Genomic DNA, 17,007 nt, shown 5'->3' on the forward strand with positions numbered 1-17,007 from the left:
AGCATCGGCGCGCGCGCGTCGCTAGTTGCCCGTCACAAGCCCTTCCCCCTGACAAGGCTAACGCCGCGGCAGCTCCCCAAGCGGATCGACAGGCGTGCGCCCCTTGCGCATCTCGAAATGCAACTCGGGCCTGTCCGCGAGACCCGTGTCGCCTGACGTGGCGATCGTCTGGCCCTTTCTGACCGACTGGCCGCGCTGGACGAGCAACTGGCTGGCGTGACCATAGACGGTCGTCCAGCCGTCGCCATGCTTCAGGATTACCAGCCCGCCGAGATTGGCCACCTCGTTTCCGGCATAGGCGACCACGCCATCCGCGGCGGCGAGGATCGGCGTGCCCAGCGGCGCCGCGATCTTGATGCCGTTATAGCGTTCGCCGCTCGCGCCCGGGCCGAACCGCGCGACCACGGTACCGCGCAGCGGCCAGGCAAAGGCGCCGTGCAGCCGCGCCGGCTCGGCGAGCGCGGCTGAGGAGGGAAGGACACGCCCCGGAGAACTGGTGGGCCGGGCCGGGCGCTGGTTGCTGGCGAGGGCCGGCTCTCCGCCGGTGACGATATCGTCGACATCGAGGCGGAAGGCAGCGGCGCGTTCCGACACTGTCTGCGGGCCGCCGGGAATCAGCACGCGCATGCCGACCCGCAGCGTATAGGGCTGGCTCAGGTCGTTGGCGGTCACGATCCGCGACCAGTCGACGCCATAGGCGCGCGCGATGGCGATGCCCGTCTCGCCGGCACGGACGAGGTGATAACGGCCAGCCGGAATGGCGAGTCGCTGGCCCGCGCGGATCATGAACGGCGCCGACAGGCCGTTGGCGCGCGCAATCGCCTCGGAACCCGAACCCGTCTTGTCGGCGATGCCGCGCAGCGTTTCGCCGGACTGGACTATATAGGTGCTGGCACCGATCGTCTGTGCGTTGGCCGTGACCGGGCGGGCCTGCCACGCGGACGGAGCGGTAGGGGGGCTGCGTACGTCGTTGTCGACGCTCTGGCGTTCATAGCTCTGGCGCTCATAGGGGATCGCCGGAGCCGGCGCGTAGGGCGGATCGGCCGATTGCATCTGCGGGATGCAACCGCACAACAGCGCGAGCGGAAGCGCCGACAGAGCGTAGCGCGCGCGTCTCTCGATATGTCCCCCCATGCCGCCCCCCTTTAGCTATAGGCGGCGTTAAGCATAGCCAGAGATTCACCATGTGTCAGGTCGAGATGAAGGGGCGTGACGGCGACATAGCCGTCGGCGATCGCTTCCAGGTCAGTCGAATGCGCCGGGGTCTCGATCGTCGGTCCAAGCGCGAACCAGTGATATTCGTAACCGCGCGGATCGCGATTGCTGACAATCTGTAGCCGGCCATAGTCGCGCAGGCCCTGGTTGGCGACGCGGATACCCTTTACCGAATCGGCGGGCCCGGCGGGGAAATTGACGTTGACCAATGTGCGCGGCGCGAGCGGGGCGTCGATCAGCGGGCGCAGCACGCGCTCCCCCCACGCAGTGGCCGCCTCGAACGGCACCGTGTCGCCCATGCCCTCGCGCGAATAGACCTGGCTCAGCGCGATCGAGCGGACCCCGGCCAGGGCCCCCTCCATCGCGGCCGAGACCGTGCCTGAATAAGTGACGTCCTCCGCCAGGTTCGCCCCGCGATTGACGCCCGACAGGATCAGGTCAGGCGGCGAATCCTTCATGATCCGGGCCAGCGCCATCATCACCGCGTCGGTCGGGGTCCCAGCGACCGCGAAACGCCGGTCGGAGAAGCGCCGCACGCGAATCGGTCGGGTCAGGGTCAGCGAATGGCCGGCGCCTGACTGTTCCTCGGCCGGGGCGACGATCCAGATATCGTCGGAAAAGGCCGACGCGATCTCCTCGAGGACCTTGAGACCCGGGGCATGATAGCCGTCGTCATTGGTCAGCAGGATACGCATCAGGCCGGCTCAAGCCGGTTGAGGCCCCGCAGATAGGGTTGCAGCGCGTCGGGAATGGCGACCGACCCGTCCTCCTGCTGGTAATTCTCCAGCACGGCGACGAGCGTGCGACCGACCGCGAGGCCCGAGCCGTTGAGAGTGTGGACGAAGCGCGTGTTCTTCTCGCCCTCCGGCCGGTAGCGCGCGTTCATGCGCCGCGCCTGGAAATCGGTGCAGGTCGAGCAGCTGGAGATTTCCCGGTAACGGCCCTGGCCCGGCAACCATACTTCGAGATCATAGGTGCGCGCCGCGGTGAAACCCATGTCCCCGGTGCACAGCTTCATTCGACGGAACGGCAGGCCAAGCGCGGTGAGGATACCCTCGGCGCATGTCGTCATGCGCTCATGCTCCGTCTCGGAGGTCTCGGGCGTGACGATCGAGACCATCTCGACTTTTTCGAACTGGTGCTGGCGGATGAAACCGCGCGTGTCACGGCCAGCGGCGCCAGCCTCGGATCGGAAACAGGCAGTCAGGGCAGCGAAGCGAAGCGGCAATTCGTCCTCGCTCAGGATCTTCTCGCGCACGATGTTGGTCAGCGAGACCTCGGCGGTTGGAATGAGCCAGCGGCCATCGGTGGTGCGGAACATGTCCTCGGCCGCCTTGGGAAGCTGGCCGGTGCCGAACACGATCTCGTCCTTGACCAGCAGCGGCGGGACGACCTGCTCATAGCCATGGTCGTTGCACAGATTGTCGAGCATGAACTGGCCGAGCGCGCGGTGGAGCCGTGCCGCGGCGCCCCGAACCAGGGTGAAGCGCGCGCCGGCCAGCACCACGCCGGTTTCGAAGTCCAGTCCGAGCGCCGGGCCGATCGAATCGTGTTCCTTCGGCGCGAAGGCGAAACTGCCGGGCGTGCCGCGCTCGGCGATCAGGACATTGTCCTCCTCGTCAGCGCCATCCGGCACATCGGCGAGCGGCAGGTTGGGAAGGATCGCCAGCCTGCCGTTCAGTTCCTCGCCCAGCGCCTTCTCCTCGGCTTCGATCGCGGGCAGTCGCTCCTTGAGCCCGGCAACCTCGGCCATCAGCGTGGCGGCGGTCGTCTCGTCCTTCGACGCCTTGGCTGCGCCGATCGCCTTCGACGCCTCGTTGCGGCGGGCCTGGCCGGCCTGCGCTTCAGTGATCAGCGCGCGACGGCGCTCGTCGAGGGCGACCAGGGTATCGGCCACGGGTGTTAGCCCCCGGCGCGCGAGGGCGGCGTCGAAGGCGGCGGGATTTTCGCGGATCAAGCGGATATCATGCATGGCGGCAGGCTATGGCGGCGGCTCAGCCCCCGCGCAAGCCGTGGCGTTGTCCCGGGCGGTCTCAAAGCGGAACCTTGCGATTCGAGTCGGCGACAAAGGTCGCCGGAGCCGAACCGGGAAGCGTCGGGGGTCAGGCCGAGACGGCAGTTTTCCTGGCGAAACGCTTGCGCGCGACCAACGCGGCCGCCGCAGCGCCGAACAGAAGAACCATCGGCGGTGCGGGCACCGGCGCAGGCGTACCACCGCTTGATCCGGTCGAACCGTTGCTGCCATGGCCACCATTGGAGCTCCAGCCGCCGTTAGAGCTCCAGCCCTTGCTGCTCGAGCCATAGCTCGACGAACTGGTGCTGGTGCTCGACCCGTTTGAGGAACTCGAAGTGCTGGTGCTCGATCCGTTGGACGAGCTGGATGTGCTCGACGAGGTCGAGGAGGACACGCCGCTCGACGTGCTGGTCGACGACGAAACGCCGCTGGAGGTGCTGGACGAGACACCGCTCGATGTGGAGGTGGACGAGCCACCGGTCGAGGAGGTGCTGGTGCTCGAAACGCCACCCGTGCTGGTGCTGGTCGAGGAGCCGCCGCTGCCACCGCTGCCGCCGCTTGACGTGCTGGTCGAAGAGCCGCCGGTCGAGGTCGATCCGCCGCTCGTGCTGGTGGATCCGCCGGAACTGCTCGACGTCGACGAAATGATGATGCCGGAGCTGCCGCCGCCCGAGCCACCGCCGCCGAAGAAGCCGCCCGCGAAGAAACCGCCGCCGCCAAAGCCGCCGCCACCGCCGACGATGACTGGGCCGCCACCGCCGCCACCCGAAACCATCGGCATCTCGCCGCTCGACCCGGCAAAGGCCGGGGGCAGGGGAATGGGCGCGCCCTGGCTGGTCACCGTCACCACCGCGGGCGCGCAGGTCGCGCGGGTCTTGGTCACGACTCGACGAACCCGACTCACAGGGCGCGCCGCGACCTTGGTCTGGTGGACGACTCGCTTGGTCTGCTTCTGCTGATAGACCTGACGGGTCTGGGACTGTTCGGCGACATGCACCGCGCCGCCGCCGACCAGGGCACCGCCGCATGTGCAGGCACATAGTTTAGCCAAGGCCATCCGCACGGACATTGTTGTCACTCTCTCGCTATCGACACCGGTAAGAACCAAATGATCCGGTCCATCACGGTGCCTGACGTGTCGCTATTCAGCAAAGTGCCGAAGAAAGCATTAAGTTCAAGCGCGTTAACCAAGCTTTGGCGGAACTCCAGCCCATTTGTCGCGTTCGCATCGCCATTATCCTGGTTAACGTGCCGCAATGGTACGCCTTCATGGTTAATGCCGCCGGCACGCTTCGCCTAAGCGACAAGGCGGCCCGGATGTGGAGCCGGAATGACAGGCCGGCTTCATGAAAGTGCAATGTACGGCTGGCTAGGGGCGATCGCACAATGCGCGGCGATAGTTTTGGCGAGGGGTTGCTTGTGGTGCCCGGGCGGCATGGCTATAGGCCCGCTCGGGATGGGACGGCGGCGAAGGTGCTCGTAAGGCATCATGTCGCCGACGGGAGAGTGGGATGGCGACGGTCTTGAATCGATTGGACGAATCCGAAAAGTTTCAACCGCCCGCGGGCGAGGGTGGGGATGGCTATCGGCCAAGTGCCGAGGAGCCGTTCATGAACCCGCGTCAGCAGGCATATTTCCGGGACAAGCTGCAAGCCTGGAAGGAAGCGATCCTGCGCGAAGCCGCCGGCACGCTTTCCCAACTCCAGGTCGATTCGCTGCGGGAGGCGGATCTCACCGATCGCGCGTCGAGCGAAACGGACTGGTCGATCGAACTGCGCACCCGCGATCGCCAGCGCAAGCTGATCTCCAAGATCGACGCGGCCCTGCGGCGAATCGAGGAAGGCGAATATGGCTATTGCGAGGTGACCGGCGAGCCGATCTCGCTCGCGCGCCTTGAGGCCAGGCCGATCGCGACGATGACGGTCGAGGCACAGGAGCGCCACGAACGACAAGAGAAAGTTTCGCGCGAAGACTGATTTTCCGCCTACGTCCTTAAGCGATTGGATACGGTTCGGCCGCTATCGTCAGGCGAACGGAGGTCGTTTCGAGCGTTACGATGGACCAATTTTCTCAAGATCCTTACGGCGCGGTCGCCAGCGAAGACGGTGCGCACAACCGGAACGACTCGCGTGACAGCCTGTTCCTGATGGCTGATATGCGCGTACCGGGTGCTGCCAGCGTGCTTCAGGTGCGTGTCCGGAACCTGTCCGCCGGCGGTCTGATGGCTGAATTCCCGACGGGCCTGGATCAGGGCACGCTCGTGGAATTCGATGTGCGTGGTATCGGCTGGGTTCCGGGCAAGGTTGCCTGGTCGGCAGCCGGACGGATCGGCGTCGCGTTCGACCGGCAGATTGATCCGATGCTGGCGCGCAAACCCGTGGGCACGGGTACCACCACCCCGGTTTTCGTCAAACCGGTGCTTCCGCGCCGCTGATGGTCGCCTTTGCCTCGCGCGGGCGCACCCGCGCGAGGCGATTCAGCGTCTTACAGCGCCGACATTTCCTCTTTTACGCGCAGTTTCTGCTTCTTTAGCGCCGCCAGGGCGGCTGAGTCGGGCAATGGGCGCTGCGACTCGGCACTGATCTTGCGATCGAGTACGGCATGCTTGGCCTCGAGGGCCGAAAAATGCGCGGTCTGCATGGAAGCGTTCCTCCTACATTGCTGGGCGGGGTAGGGAGTAAAACACGCTCGTCCTTAATTGTCTTCCCCCATTTTGGGCATAATCGACATGCCGAGGGTATTTGAGCGACAGCATGTTTTTGCGGCTCGCGGGGGCCGCGCAATTTGCTAAGGGCAGTGCGTGAACGGGGAGCCCATGGACGACACGCAAATCGCCAAGCGTCTGGAAATCCTGCGCGTGGAGCATCGCGATCTCGATTCAGCGATCGCGGCCCTGCTCGATACCGGTTCGACCGATCAACTCCAGATTGCGCGTCTCAAGAAGCGGAAACTCCGCCTGCGCGACGAGATCGCGCTTCTCGAGGACCAGATGATCCCGGACATCATCGCCTGATCCTTGCGAGCCTGATCCTTATTGGGACGGCTTTGGCGGCACTCTGCGCAATCCCTATGTCGCCGATGGCCACTTTATGTCACCTATGCTGTACACGAACGGGGGGAACATGAGCGAACCGCGCATCCACCGACGCCTCATCGATACGCTCTACATCGACGCGATGGTGCTGGCGGATGAGGCGCGGAGCTATTTCGACCAGGGCGGCAAGGCGGATCGCGACGTGCTGGATCCGCTGGCGCGCGTTTCCTTTTCCTGTGAATCGCTGAAGGTTACGACCCGGCTGATGCATGTGATCGCCTGGCTGCTGACCCAGCGCGCAGTCGATTCGGGGGAGATGGCGCCGCGCGACGCGCTCGATCAGTCGCGCCGGCTGGGGCCGGCGCCCGTCAGTGAGCGCGCCGCCGTCGAAGCGATGCCGCTGGCCGCGCAGGCGCTGATCGAGGCGAGCACCGAACTGTATCGTCGTGTGGCCCGGCTCGATCGGGCGCAGGCGGCCAACGATACCGCCGACAGCCCGGCCCGGTCGATGCTTGAGCGCCTGGCGGCAGCCTTCTGACCCGAACGCGGATGAACGCGCTACGGGGCGGCCCGCCTTAGTCGATCGCCGAGAATCCAAGCCCGCGCAGATACTGGACCTTGATGTTGACCACGGTGACCCCGGGGCCGGCATTGACCGCCGCTTGCTCGAAGGTCGGCTTGGATCGCCCCATCGACCGATTGGTGGCAACGCCGGCACCGTCGCTCCACACGGAAAACTTGTCCCTGCCGATTCGGTTGTGCCGCAGCATCAGCGAAAACCGCCCGGGATGGGGCACGCGCACACAGATCGCCACCTCGCCCGACACCGGCGGTTTCGATCGGGTACGACGGAATACCCTGCCTTCGGCGAGCAGCGTTTCGTCGGGACGAAGGAAATCGGCCTGAGTGGCCGGATAGAGTTCAAGCCAGACTTCGCCCGTGCGATCCTTCAGACCCAGAACGTTGACCTGGATCGCGGGGCCGTGGCCGGCCGCGCACAATGCGGCGTCCTCACCGATCGTCTCCGCTGCGAGCGCGGACGGGGCAATGGCCAGCGACAGGGCACATAAAACACCGGCAACGGATATAGGCGTCATGAAACAATATGTCCGAATTGTTGGAAGCAAATGCCCCATAGACGCCGTGGACGGCAGTGATCCTCACTGCTCAGCGCTGAACTCACCGTGGCGACTCGAGGCCCGCCACCGATAGACGAGCAGGTGCTCGATCTCACGCAGCGCGGTAAGATCCAAGTCGATCATTGGGCATCGGCGACACTATGGCGATGCGTCCACTGTGCGGATTCCGTGACGTTAGCCGACATTCGTCGATTTTCCGCTCCGGTGGAGTGAGGGTCCGGGGGCGCCACATCGTCTTTACATCGAGGCACCGGTCGGCGTCGGGACAAGGTTTTGCGGGTATCCGGGGGGAGACCACGATGAACTGGTTCCGATGCCGGCCAACGGAATCTGCCTCGGTTTCGATGGATACGCGCATGTATTTCAATCTCGCTTCGGCTCGCACCGACCACGCGACGTTAGACGCAGCGCCATCCGCGCTGCCCTGGACCGTCCTGATTCCCTTCTTCAACGAACGGGATTTTCTCTCTGCGACCATCGCGAGCCTGTCCGAGCAGACCCGTCCATTCAGGCTGGTCCTCATCGACAATGGGTCGACCGACGGCAGCGCGGCGATCGCGCGCGCGGAATGCGATCGGCTCGGGCTCGACTATCTGCTGCTGACCGAACGCAAGCCGGGCAAGGTCGCCGCCCTCCGCACTGGCCTCGGCTGGGTGCGCACGCCGTTCGTCGCGACCTGCGATGCGGATACCGTCTATCCGCCGCACTACCTTGCCGAGGCGGAGCGCATGCTGGGCAAGGATGGATGCGTGGTCGCAGGTGCCTTCTTCGTCGCGCGGGACGCGATGCCGGTCGATATCGCCGCGGAGGGCCGCAAGATCAACGGCGCGGCGAGGCTGTTGCCGCGCCAATGTCATACCGGCGGCGCTGGCCAGGCGTTTCTCACGGTCGCGTTGCGCGCGGCCGGCGGGTTCGACCCCGACCGCTGGAACTATGTGCTTGAGGATCACGAGGTCATCCATCGGGTGATGAAGTTCGGGTCGATGCGCTATTCGCATGATTTGTGGTGCGCGCCCTCGCCGCGCGAACGGGATCGGGCCTCGATCCGCTGGACGCTGGTCGAGCGGCTTGCCTATTCGGCGACAGCGCCCTGGGCGGGAGACTGGTTCTTCTACCGTTTCCTCGGCCGCCGGTTGCGGCACCGTCAGTTGCTCAGCCACCATATCCGGGAACGGCGATACCAGAACGTGGAAGGGGCGATTTTTGCCACGACTAATCCTTTGTTCTGACGACTTCGCCTTCTCGCGCGAGGTAAGCCTGACGATTACCGGACTGGCCCAGGCAGGCAAGCTCAACGCCATCAGTTGCATGGCGGTGATGCCCGGCTGGCCGACCGACGCGGCGCTGCTGCGCTATCTGCCCGATCATGTCGAAATCGGCCTGCACCTGACGCTGACGGGAGAGCGCCCGCTTACGGCGATGCCGCGCCTCGCGCCTCAGGGCCATCTGCCGGCCATCAACGATCTCGGGCGTCTCACCCGGGCCGGCACGGCGCCGCTCGATGAAATCGCGCTCGAGATTCGTGCGCAATTCGACTCATTCATCCAGGCGCTGGGCCGTCCACCGGCCTTTGTGGACGGCCATCAGCACGCCCACGCCCTCAATGGCATTCGCGATATCGTGCTTGAAGAGACCGCGATCCGGGCGCCGGGCGCCTGGGTCCGCTGTTGCACCGATTCGTTCGTCGCGATGATGTCGCGGCCGTTTCGCGGCAAGGCGCTGGCCAGCGCGTGGCACTCGCTGGGCCTGAAACGGGATGCGGCCAGGCACGGCTTGCGCTGCAACGACAGCTTCGCCGGACACTATGATTTTGCGAGCGACTACACGTCCCTGTTTCCGGTTTTTTTGCGCCGTCCGAGAATGGTTCATCTGGTAATGTGCCATCCCGGGAAGGGTGATCGCGCCAACGACGAGATAGCATCGGCACGGGTGCGTGAAGCCACGGCCTTGCGCGCTCTGTCGATCGCGGACATGGCAGCCGCCGAAGGGCTGGCGTTTCCGGCCTGATCTAGGGGTCGATCGACAGTGGCTGGCGGCGGTCTCAGGGCCATCTTTCTCGAACAGCGGCCAATGCTGCTACGCCTGCTCGTCGCGCGCCTGGGCAATAGCGACGATGCCGAGGACGCGCTGCAGGACATGTGGCTGCGCATCGACCAGCTCGCCGATCGTCCCGTCGCGCAACCCAAGGCGTTCCTCTACCGGGTTGCGGCGAACCTCGCCACCGACCGCCGCATCGCTGGCAGCCGTCGCGGCGCGCGCGATGCCGCCTGGCTCGACAGCCAGCCCGACGCGGACGAACTGCCCGACGCCGAGCGCGCGCTGATCGCCAGCGACCAGCTCAGGACAGTCGCGGCGGCGGTCGAGGCGATGCCCGAGAGGATGCGGATCGCGCTACACCGGTTCCGTATCGAAGGCCGGTCGCAACGCACCATCGCCGAGGAGCTGGGAATATCGGTGAGCGGCGTGGAGAAGCTGTTGCAGCGCGCCTATCGTCAAATTCACGACCGTCTCGAAGCGACAGGTGTGGAAGTCGCCTCACCATATCGTCTATCTGATGAAAGGGGCACGAACCGTGCAGGGTGACGAGTCCACTATCATCGACCAGGCGATCGAATGGCATCTCCGCCAGACGGAGATGTCCGATCAGGACTGGGAATCATTCGTGACGTGGCTCGAGATCAGCCCGGCGCATGCGAGTGCCTATGACAGCGTCGTGATGCAGGAACACCTCATCGACCGGATCGACTTCCCGATCGAGGTCGTGCGTCGGGAGCTGCCCGCGCGCCGCTGGCCCTGGGCGGTTGGCGGGCTCGCGGCGGCAGCCGCGGCGGTGGCGCTCCTCATGCCGCTCGTCACGCCCGCCCGGCCGTCCACCTACGACGTTGCCACCAGGGCGGGGGAGCGGCGCACGCTGCACCTGGCCGACGGCTCAAGGATCGAAATGAGCGGCGACACCCGCCTGCGACTCGACCATAGCCGGCCGCGTCTCGTCGACCTGGAAAGAGGCGAGGCGACGCTGCACGTCCGGCACGATCCCGCCAATCCGTTCACGGTGACGTCCGGGGACCTGACGGTCCGTGATCTGGGGACCGTGTTCAATCTCGCCCGCGATGGAGACCGGCTTGCGGTCGAGGTGTCGTCGGGATCGGTCCTGTTCCAACCAGATCGCGAATCGGTCGAGCTGGCACCCGGGGATGCGCTGGTCGTCCGTGAGGACAGCCACACGATGACCAGGGCGAAAATATCGCCCGCGTCGGTCGGTGGCTGGCGAACCGGCACGCTGAGCTTCGATGGCGAGCCGCTGGGAAGCGTCTTTGCCTCCATCCATCGTCTCAATGCGACGCAGGTCGTCCTTGAGGGCGGCTTGTCGCAACGGCCGTTTACCGGCATGGTCAAGCTTACGGGAGCCGCCGATCGGGATATACCCCATCTGGCCGCCCTGATCGGGGCGACTTGGCGGCGTGACGGAGACCGATGGATATTGGCGGGTAGCACGGCGCCTTCGCGCTAGGCTCTATCCGGCGCTGTTGCTCGCGGCGACCGGCCTGTCGGCGCCGGCAATGGCGCGCGACGTCACCGTCGCGGTACCGGCGACCACCCTCGACAAGGCGCTGACCGCACTCGCCCGCGAGGCGAACGCCGAGATCATCAGCACCGAGGCCGGGCTCCGCACGATCCGCACTCAAGCGGTACAGGGCAGGATGTCGGTGCGGGAGGCGCTGACACGGCTGCTCGCCGACACAGGCTATCGTGCGATACCGATCGGAAGCGGCGGTTACCGAGTCGTACGTGCGCCGGTACGCATCGCACCGCGCCGCCGCCCGCCGCCAGGCCCGCCGCCCATCGACCCCGCTGACATCGTCGTTACCGCCAGCAAGCAGCGCGTCCCGTTGCTGCGCTATCCGGGCAGCCTGACGTCGATCACCGGCACGCCGACTCTTTCCGCGGCCGGGGTGGGGGATATGGCTGACGTCGCGGTTGTCACGCCCGTCCTGCAAAGCACGCAGCTTGGGGCGGGCCGCAACAAGATCTTCATTCGCGGCATCGCCGACAGCAGCTTCAACGGTGCCAGCCAGTCGACCGCAAGCATCTATCTCGACGACGTCCAGCTCAGCTATTCCGGCCCTGACCCCGGTTTGCGCCTGTACGACATGCACGGCATCGACGTGATGGAAGGACCGCAGGGCACGCTGTACGGCGCGGGCGCGATCGGCGGGATCATCCGCCTGACGTCCAATCCGGTGGACTTGCTCGGTACGCATGCCTCAATGGCGTCGGGTGTGACCGCGACACGCGAGGGCGAGGCCGGATTCGATATCGCCGGCATGGTGAACCTTCCGCTCAAGACCGACGTCGCTGGCGTGCGGGTGGTGGGATATCGCATCCGGGATGGCGGCTATATCGACGATCATGGCCGCGGCCTTTCCGACATCAATCGCACCGACACGACTGGCGGGCGCCTGGCGTTCCGCGTCGATGCGGGCGATGGCTGGCGGATCGATCTGAGCGGCGCCGGCCAGCAGATCGATGCGAGGGACGGGCAATATGCCGAGCTGCCCGAAGGCCCGCTGGCGCGGCGCTCGCGGATTGCTCAACCTTTCAGCAGCCGCCTGCTGTTCGGCCGGCTGGTGATCACCCGCGACTGGGCGAGCGGCTTGCACCTCGTATCGGCATCGGGGCTCGCGGCACTCGACACGTCCGAAGTGTTCGACGCGAGCGCCGCTGTGCCCCCGTCGCCGAACCCGACGAGCTACGATATCGGCAATTCGAAATTGTTGCTGACCCAGGAGACGCGGCTTTCCCGATCGCTCGCCAATGGCGGGTCGTGGGTGGCTGGCTTCGCCCTGCTGAGCAATCGCGATGTCCTCTCGCGCACGCTTGGGTCGGCGGGCAGCGAGGCCACCATCATCGGCGTGACCAACGTCACACGGGCGGCATCGCTGTTCGCCGAGGCGACGATCGCGCTTCGCCGGAATTTCTCGGTCACGCTGGGCGCGCGCGCGACCGCCGCGCGAATCGATGGCGAGCCTTCCAGCAAACCGCGATCCAACGCTTTCGTGAAGGGACGATCGACTGAGCGGATCGATCCCACCATCGCGCTGTCATGGGTAATCGCACCGCAGCTCGCGGCATTCGCGCGCTATCAGACCGGGTATCGGACAGGTGGCCTGGCGGTCGCGCGCGGAATCGGGCGTGTCGCGGATTACAACGCCGACTCGATCACCGTCGGGGAGATCGGTATCCGCAGGCTGCGCAGCGGCCAGACCGGCCTGACCTTTTCCGGCAGCTTCTCGATCGCGCGGTGGACCGGCGCCCAGGCCGACCTGATCAACCGGCGTGGACAGCCCTATACCGTCAATCTCGGCGACGCGCAGATCAACTCGCTCGAGGGGATGGTCGGGTGGACCCCGTTGCCCGGCCTCAACGCGAGCGGCACTTTCCTCTATACCCGGAACAGCGTCAGCGCGCCGCTCCCCGGCCAGCCCGCGCGGGACACGAACCGGCTACCCGAGACGCCTTCCTTCGCGGCACGGGGCAGCTTGTCCTATGAATGGACTGTCCGGGACGTCACGTTCCACTCGCAGGGGTCATTGGGGTATGTCGGCAGTTCCATGCTCGGCACGGGCGACCTGCTCGACGTTGGCCAGGGCAATTATCTTACGCTTGACCTGTCCAGCTCCATGAAGTGGCGCAACATGGAGATATCGCTGGCCGTGGCGAATGCGACGAATGCCACCGCCAATCGCTTTGCGTTCGGCAATCCCTTCACCCTGGCGGCACGCGACCAGGTAACGCCATTGCGCCCGCTCAATGTACGCCTGGGGGTCGCAATCAACTGGTAGGAACACGCTCGGGGCACGATGATCGTCCCGATGCCGGTCAGCCGAGCGCAAGCCTCAGGCGCGCGGCCTTATATTCCCGTTCGAGCCGCTCCACCCGCACCCCGACGGATTCGACCTTGTCGATCACGCCGATACCCTGGCCCGATCCCCAGATGTCTTTCCACGCCTTGGCCTTGCTGCCGTTGCCACCCCCGAAATTCATGGTCGACAGGTCGCCCTCGGGCAGGTTGTCGGGGTCCATGCCAGCGGCGACGATCGATCCCCGCAAATAATTGCCATGCACCCCGGTGAAGAGGTTCGAATAGACGATGTCGGCCGCCTTGCCGTCGACGATGCCCTGCTTGTAGCCGGACTCGGCATTGGCTTCGTCGGTCGCGATGAAAGGCGAGCCGATATAGGCAAGGTCGGCACCCATCGCCTGCGCGGCGAGAACCGCGTCGCCCGTCGCGATCGAGCCCGAAAGGGCGAGAGGGCCAGTGAACCACTGGCGGATCTCCTGGACGATCGCGAAGGGGGAGAGGCGTCCGGCATGGCCGCCAGCACCGGCCGCGACCGCGATCAGCCCGTCAGCACCCTTTTCGATCGCTTTCCGCGCGAAACGATCGTCAATGATGTCATGCAGCGTGATGCCGCCCCAGCCATGCACTGCCTGGTTGAGATCCTCACGCGCGCCCAGCGAGGTGATGACGATCGGCACCTGCCACTTGGCGCAGGTCGCCAGGTCGGCCTCCAGCCGTTCGTTCGAACGGTGCACGATCTGGTTCACGGCGAAGGGCGCGGCCGGCCGCTCGGGATGATCGCGATTGTGCTGCGCCAGTTCCTCGGTGATTCGGTGCAGCCATTCGTCAAGCACGCCCTGCGGCCGGGCATTGAGCGCCGGGAAGGACCCGACGATTCCCGCCTTGCATTGGGCGATCACCAGTTCAGGGCCGGAGATGATGAACAGCGGGGACCCGATGACGGGCAGCCGGAGGCGATCGAACAGGGGCGGCAAGCTCATCTGCGTTTCATAGCGCAACTGAAATGACTGTCCAGCAGCCACGAGTTGCCATGTCGCGGCAATGGCTTATTAGGCCAACACACCGGGATACATTATATCTGGCTTCGGAGTTCCCCGTTCATGAAATTCGCCCTCGCGTCGCTGCTGCTGGTCAGCGTCTCAACCCCAGCCCTTGCGGTGGGGCAACTGCCTGCCAACGTCGCCCCGGTCGCCTATGACATCACCGTCAAGCCCGACGCCAAGGCAATGACCTTCAGCGGTACCGAGACGGTGACGATCGACGTCAGGCAGGCGACGAGCACGATCGTGCTGAATGCGGTCGAACTGAAGCTGGGCAAGGTGACCTTCGACGGGAAGGACATGCCCTTCGCGATCGACGATACGACCCAACAACTCACCGTCACCTTGCCCGCGCCGGCCAAGGTCGGCACGCACACGATGAGCTTCGCCTGGGACGGCAAGATCAACACGACGTCCGCGGGCTTCTTCGCGATCGACTACAAGAACCCCGACGGGTCGGCGGCGCGCATGCTCGCGACTCAGTTCGAGGCACCGGACGCGCGCCGCTTCGCGCCGATGTGGGACGAGCCCGTGTTCAAGGCGAAGTTCACGCTTAGCGCGGTCGCTCCGGGCAACCAGACCGCCTTTTCCAACATGCCGGCCGCCAGGGTGACCAACCTCACCGACGGCACGAAGAAATATACGTTCCAGCAATCGCCCGTCATGTCGAGCTATCTCCTGTTCCTCGGCATGGGCGATGTCGAACGCAAGACGGTGATGGCCGGCAAGACCGAGATTGGCGTCATCACCCGGCGCGGCGTGGTCGATCAGGGCGACTATGCGCTGGCCGAGGCAAAGCGCCTGCTGGCGTATTACAACGACTATTTCGGCCAGCCCTATCCGCTGCCCAAGCTCGACATGATCGCCGGTCCCGGCTCGAGCCAGTTCTTCGGCGCGATGGAGAATTGGGGGGCGATCTTCTATTTCGAACCCGAACTGCTGTTCGATCCCAAGCATGCGACTCAGAGCGGGCGCGACCGGATCTTCACCGTCGTGGCGCACGAGATGGCGCATCAATGGTTCGGCGATCTCGTCACCATGTCCTGGTGGGACGATCTCTGGCTCAACGAGGGCTTCGCCTCGTGGATGGAGAACAAGACGAGCCGCGACCTGAACCCGACCTGGGATGCGCGGGCAAGTGCCGTCGCCTTCGATCGCGAGGGGGCGCTCGGCCTCGATGCCACCTCGGCGACCCATCCGATCATTCGCCATGTCGAGACGGTCGATCAGCTTGGCGAGGCGTTCGACAGCATCACCTACCAGAAGGGCCAGGCCGTTATCGGCATGATGGAATCCACGTTGGGCGACGATGTCTTCCGCAAGGGCATCCGCAGCTACATGGCGAAGTACAAATACGGGAACACCGTGACCGACCAGCTCTGGACGGAACTTGGTGCCGCGGCCGGCAAGCCGGTCGTGGACATCGCGCACGACTTCACCCTGCAGGGCGGCGTGCCACTGGTGAAGCTCACCGGCGCGACGTGCAATGGCGGCACCACCCAGGCGAGCATGACTCAAGGGCGGTTCGGCTATGACGAGGTATCGAAAAAGCCCCAGACCTGGCGCGTGCCCCTGACGCTCGGGCCGATCGGCGGCCCGGTGACCAGCACGATCGTACAGGGCGCCGCACCCGTCACCGTCGCGGTCCAGGGCTGCGGCACGCTTGTACTCAATCGCGACAAGGGCAGTTATGTCCGTGTCCAGTATGACGATGCGAGCCACGCGGCGATCGTGCGCGACTTCAGCAAGATGGCACTGACCGATCAGGTCGGCACGCTCGGCGACGATTATGCCCTGGCCTTGAGCGGCGACCAGTCGCTCGACCGCTATCTCGCGGTGCAGGGGGCGGTGCCGCTCGATGCGAGCCCGCTCGACTGGTCGGTAGTTGCGGGCAATCTTCGTTCGCTCACCAATTTTTTCCAGGGTACGCCGCTTGAAGCGCCGCTTAGGGCGCGGACGATCGCGCTGCTGTCGTCAGTGATGAAGCGCGTCGGGTTCGACGCAAAGGCAGGCGAATCGCCGCTGATCACCAACCTGCGCGAAACGCTGGTCGGCCGGCTCGGCTATAGCGGCGATCCCGATGTCGCGGCGAAGGCACGTGCCTATGTCGCTGCGCTGGCAACCGATCCGAACGCCATCCCGCCGGCGATCCGCACGCCGATCCTCGGCGTCTATGCGGTGAACGCCACCCCGGCCGAATGGGACGCGCTGTTCGCGATCACCAAGGCCGAGAAGAACCCGGTGACACGGAACACCTATGTGCAGTTGCTCGGCACTGCGCGCGACGATGCCCTGGCGCAGCGCGCGCTCGACCTGCTGAAGACTGGCGAGTTCACCAATCCGCAAAAGGCGGGCCTGATCCGTGCGGTCGCCGGGCGGCATCCGGAAATGGCGTTCGATTTCGCCGTGGCGAACAGGGATATGGTCAACGGCCTGCTCGAAACGAGCACCCGATCCAGCTTCATCATCAGTCTCGGCACGACCTCGAACGATCCGGCGATGCCGGGCAAGATCACTGCCTATGCCGAGAAAAATCTGCCCGAGGCGTCGCGAGGAGGTGTCACCCGCGTGCTTTCGGCTATTGCAGTGCGCAAGCAGGGCGCCGACCGTGTCCGTGCCGATGTGGCGAAATGGGTGAGCGCCGGGAACTGACCGTCCCGGCTTTCGGTGAAGTGGGGCGCCTGATCGTCTCTTCGGATATA

The 17,007-nt window shown here is 65.4% G+C and carries 17 protein-coding genes; 11 read left to right on the plus strand and 6 right to left on the minus strand.

Annotation, left to right across the window (positions count from 1 at the left end; translation table 11 throughout):
* Positions 1–57 precede the first annotated feature (57 nt).
* The 3 genes from P0Y59_05930 to serS are packed head-to-tail and all read right to left on the minus strand — an operon-like array spanning position 58 to position 3,187.
* Positions 58–1,134, minus strand: a complete 1,077-nt coding sequence (locus P0Y59_05930; protein WEK01226.1) for a M23 family metallopeptidase — start codon at positions 1,132–1,134, stop codon at positions 58–60.
* A gap of 11 nt (positions 1,135–1,145) precedes the next feature.
* On the minus strand, positions 1,146–1,910 hold the full coding sequence (gene surE / locus P0Y59_05935; GenBank protein WEK01227.1) for a 5'/3'-nucleotidase SurE: 765 nt from the start codon (positions 1,908–1,910) through the stop codon (positions 1,146–1,148).
* On the minus strand, positions 1,910–3,187 hold the full coding sequence (serS, locus tag P0Y59_05940; GenBank protein WEK01228.1) for a serine--tRNA ligase: 1,278 nt from the start codon (positions 3,185–3,187) through the stop codon (positions 1,910–1,912). The genes surE and serS overlap by 1 nt, the downstream gene beginning before the upstream one ends.
* A 350-nt stretch (positions 3,188–3,537) precedes the next feature.
* Here serS and P0Y59_05945 point away from each other — a divergent pair, with 350 nt between their 5' ends.
* The 3 genes from P0Y59_05945 (at position 3,538) to P0Y59_05955 (ending at position 5,663) form a co-directional block, all read left to right on the plus strand.
* On the plus strand, positions 3,538–4,188 hold the full coding sequence (locus P0Y59_05945) for a hypothetical protein (protein WEK01229.1): 651 nt from the start codon (positions 3,538–3,540) through the stop codon (positions 4,186–4,188).
* Between the two features lie 552 nt (positions 4,189–4,740).
* Complete coding sequence (gene dksA / locus P0Y59_05950; GenBank protein WEK01230.1) at positions 4,741–5,205, plus strand: RNA polymerase-binding protein DksA; 465 nt, start codon at positions 4,741–4,743, stop codon at positions 5,203–5,205.
* A gap of 80 nt (positions 5,206–5,285) precedes the next feature.
* The gene (locus P0Y59_05955; GenBank protein ID WEK01231.1) at positions 5,286–5,663 is read left to right on the plus strand and encodes a PilZ domain-containing protein; all 378 of its coding nucleotides are present in this window, start codon (positions 5,286–5,288) and stop codon (positions 5,661–5,663) included.
* 50 nt (positions 5,664–5,713) lie between these two features.
* On the opposite strand, the gene P0Y59_05960 is transcribed toward P0Y59_05955, so the two are convergent.
* Complete coding sequence (locus P0Y59_05960) at positions 5,714–5,869, minus strand: YdcH family protein (protein WEK01232.1); 156 nt, start codon at positions 5,867–5,869, stop codon at positions 5,714–5,716.
* A 175-nt stretch (positions 5,870–6,044) separates the two neighbouring features.
* On the opposite strand from P0Y59_05960, the gene P0Y59_05965 reads away from it, so the two are divergent.
* The gene (locus P0Y59_05965; protein WEK01233.1) at positions 6,045–6,242 is read left to right on the plus strand and encodes a DUF465 domain-containing protein; all 198 of its coding nucleotides are present in this window, start codon (positions 6,045–6,047) and stop codon (positions 6,240–6,242) included.
* Between the two features lie 109 nt (positions 6,243–6,351).
* Positions 6,352–6,801, plus strand: coding sequence for a DUF1465 family protein (locus P0Y59_05970; protein WEK01234.1), 450 nt, complete (start codon positions 6,352–6,354; stop codon positions 6,799–6,801).
* Positions 6,802–6,838: 37 nt separating this feature from the next.
* Here the strand turns inward: P0Y59_05970 and P0Y59_05975 are convergent, their stop codons facing one another.
* The gene (locus P0Y59_05975; protein WEK01235.1) at positions 6,839–7,360 is read right to left on the minus strand and encodes a DUF2141 domain-containing protein; all 522 of its coding nucleotides are present in this window, start codon (positions 7,358–7,360) and stop codon (positions 6,839–6,841) included.
* A gap of 398 nt (positions 7,361–7,758) precedes the next feature.
* Between P0Y59_05975 and P0Y59_05980 the strand changes: the two genes are divergently transcribed.
* The 5 genes from P0Y59_05980 to P0Y59_06000 are packed head-to-tail and all read left to right on the plus strand — an operon-like array spanning position 7,759 to position 13,245.
* Positions 7,759–8,631: a glycosyltransferase family A protein gene (locus tag P0Y59_05980; protein ID WEK01236.1), complete on the plus strand. Its 873-nt coding sequence runs from the start codon at positions 7,759–7,761 to the stop codon at positions 8,629–8,631.
* On the plus strand, positions 8,606–9,409 hold the full coding sequence (locus P0Y59_05985; GenBank protein WEK01237.1) for a ChbG/HpnK family deacetylase: 804 nt from the start codon (positions 8,606–8,608) through the stop codon (positions 9,407–9,409). The genes P0Y59_05980 and P0Y59_05985 overlap by 26 nt, the downstream gene beginning before the upstream one ends.
* 18 nt (positions 9,410–9,427) lie before the next feature.
* Positions 9,428–9,985 carry an RNA polymerase sigma factor gene (locus P0Y59_05990; protein WEK01238.1) on the plus strand — a complete coding sequence of 186 codons (558 nt, stop codon included), beginning with the start codon at positions 9,428–9,430 and terminating at the stop codon, positions 9,983–9,985.
* Positions 9,957–10,913, plus strand: coding sequence for a FecR domain-containing protein (locus P0Y59_05995; GenBank protein WEK01239.1), 957 nt, complete (start codon positions 9,957–9,959; stop codon positions 10,911–10,913). Before P0Y59_05990 ends, P0Y59_05995 begins: the two co-directional genes overlap by 29 nt.
* A gap of 49 nt (positions 10,914–10,962) precedes the next feature.
* On the plus strand, positions 10,963–13,245 hold the full coding sequence (locus P0Y59_06000; GenBank protein WEK02506.1) for a TonB-dependent receptor: 2,283 nt from the start codon (positions 10,963–10,965) through the stop codon (positions 13,243–13,245).
* Positions 13,246–13,282: 37 nt separating this feature from the next.
* Here P0Y59_06000 and P0Y59_06005 read toward each other — a convergent pair whose 3' ends face one another.
* Positions 13,283–14,245 carry a nitronate monooxygenase family protein gene (locus tag P0Y59_06005; GenBank protein ID WEK01240.1) on the minus strand — a complete coding sequence of 321 codons (963 nt, stop codon included), beginning with the start codon at positions 14,243–14,245 and terminating at the stop codon, positions 13,283–13,285.
* Between the two features lie 120 nt (positions 14,246–14,365).
* Here P0Y59_06005 and P0Y59_06010 point away from each other — a divergent pair, with 120 nt between their 5' ends.
* Complete coding sequence (locus tag P0Y59_06010) at positions 14,366–16,957, plus strand: M1 family metallopeptidase (GenBank protein WEK01241.1); 2,592 nt, start codon at positions 14,366–14,368, stop codon at positions 16,955–16,957.
* The last annotated feature ends 50 nt before the right edge of the window (positions 16,958–17,007 follow it).

This window comes from Candidatus Sphingomonas phytovorans (assembly GCA_029202385.1).
GTDB classification, from domain to species: Bacteria; Pseudomonadota; Alphaproteobacteria; order Sphingomonadales; family Sphingomonadaceae; genus Sphingomonas; species Sphingomonas phytovorans.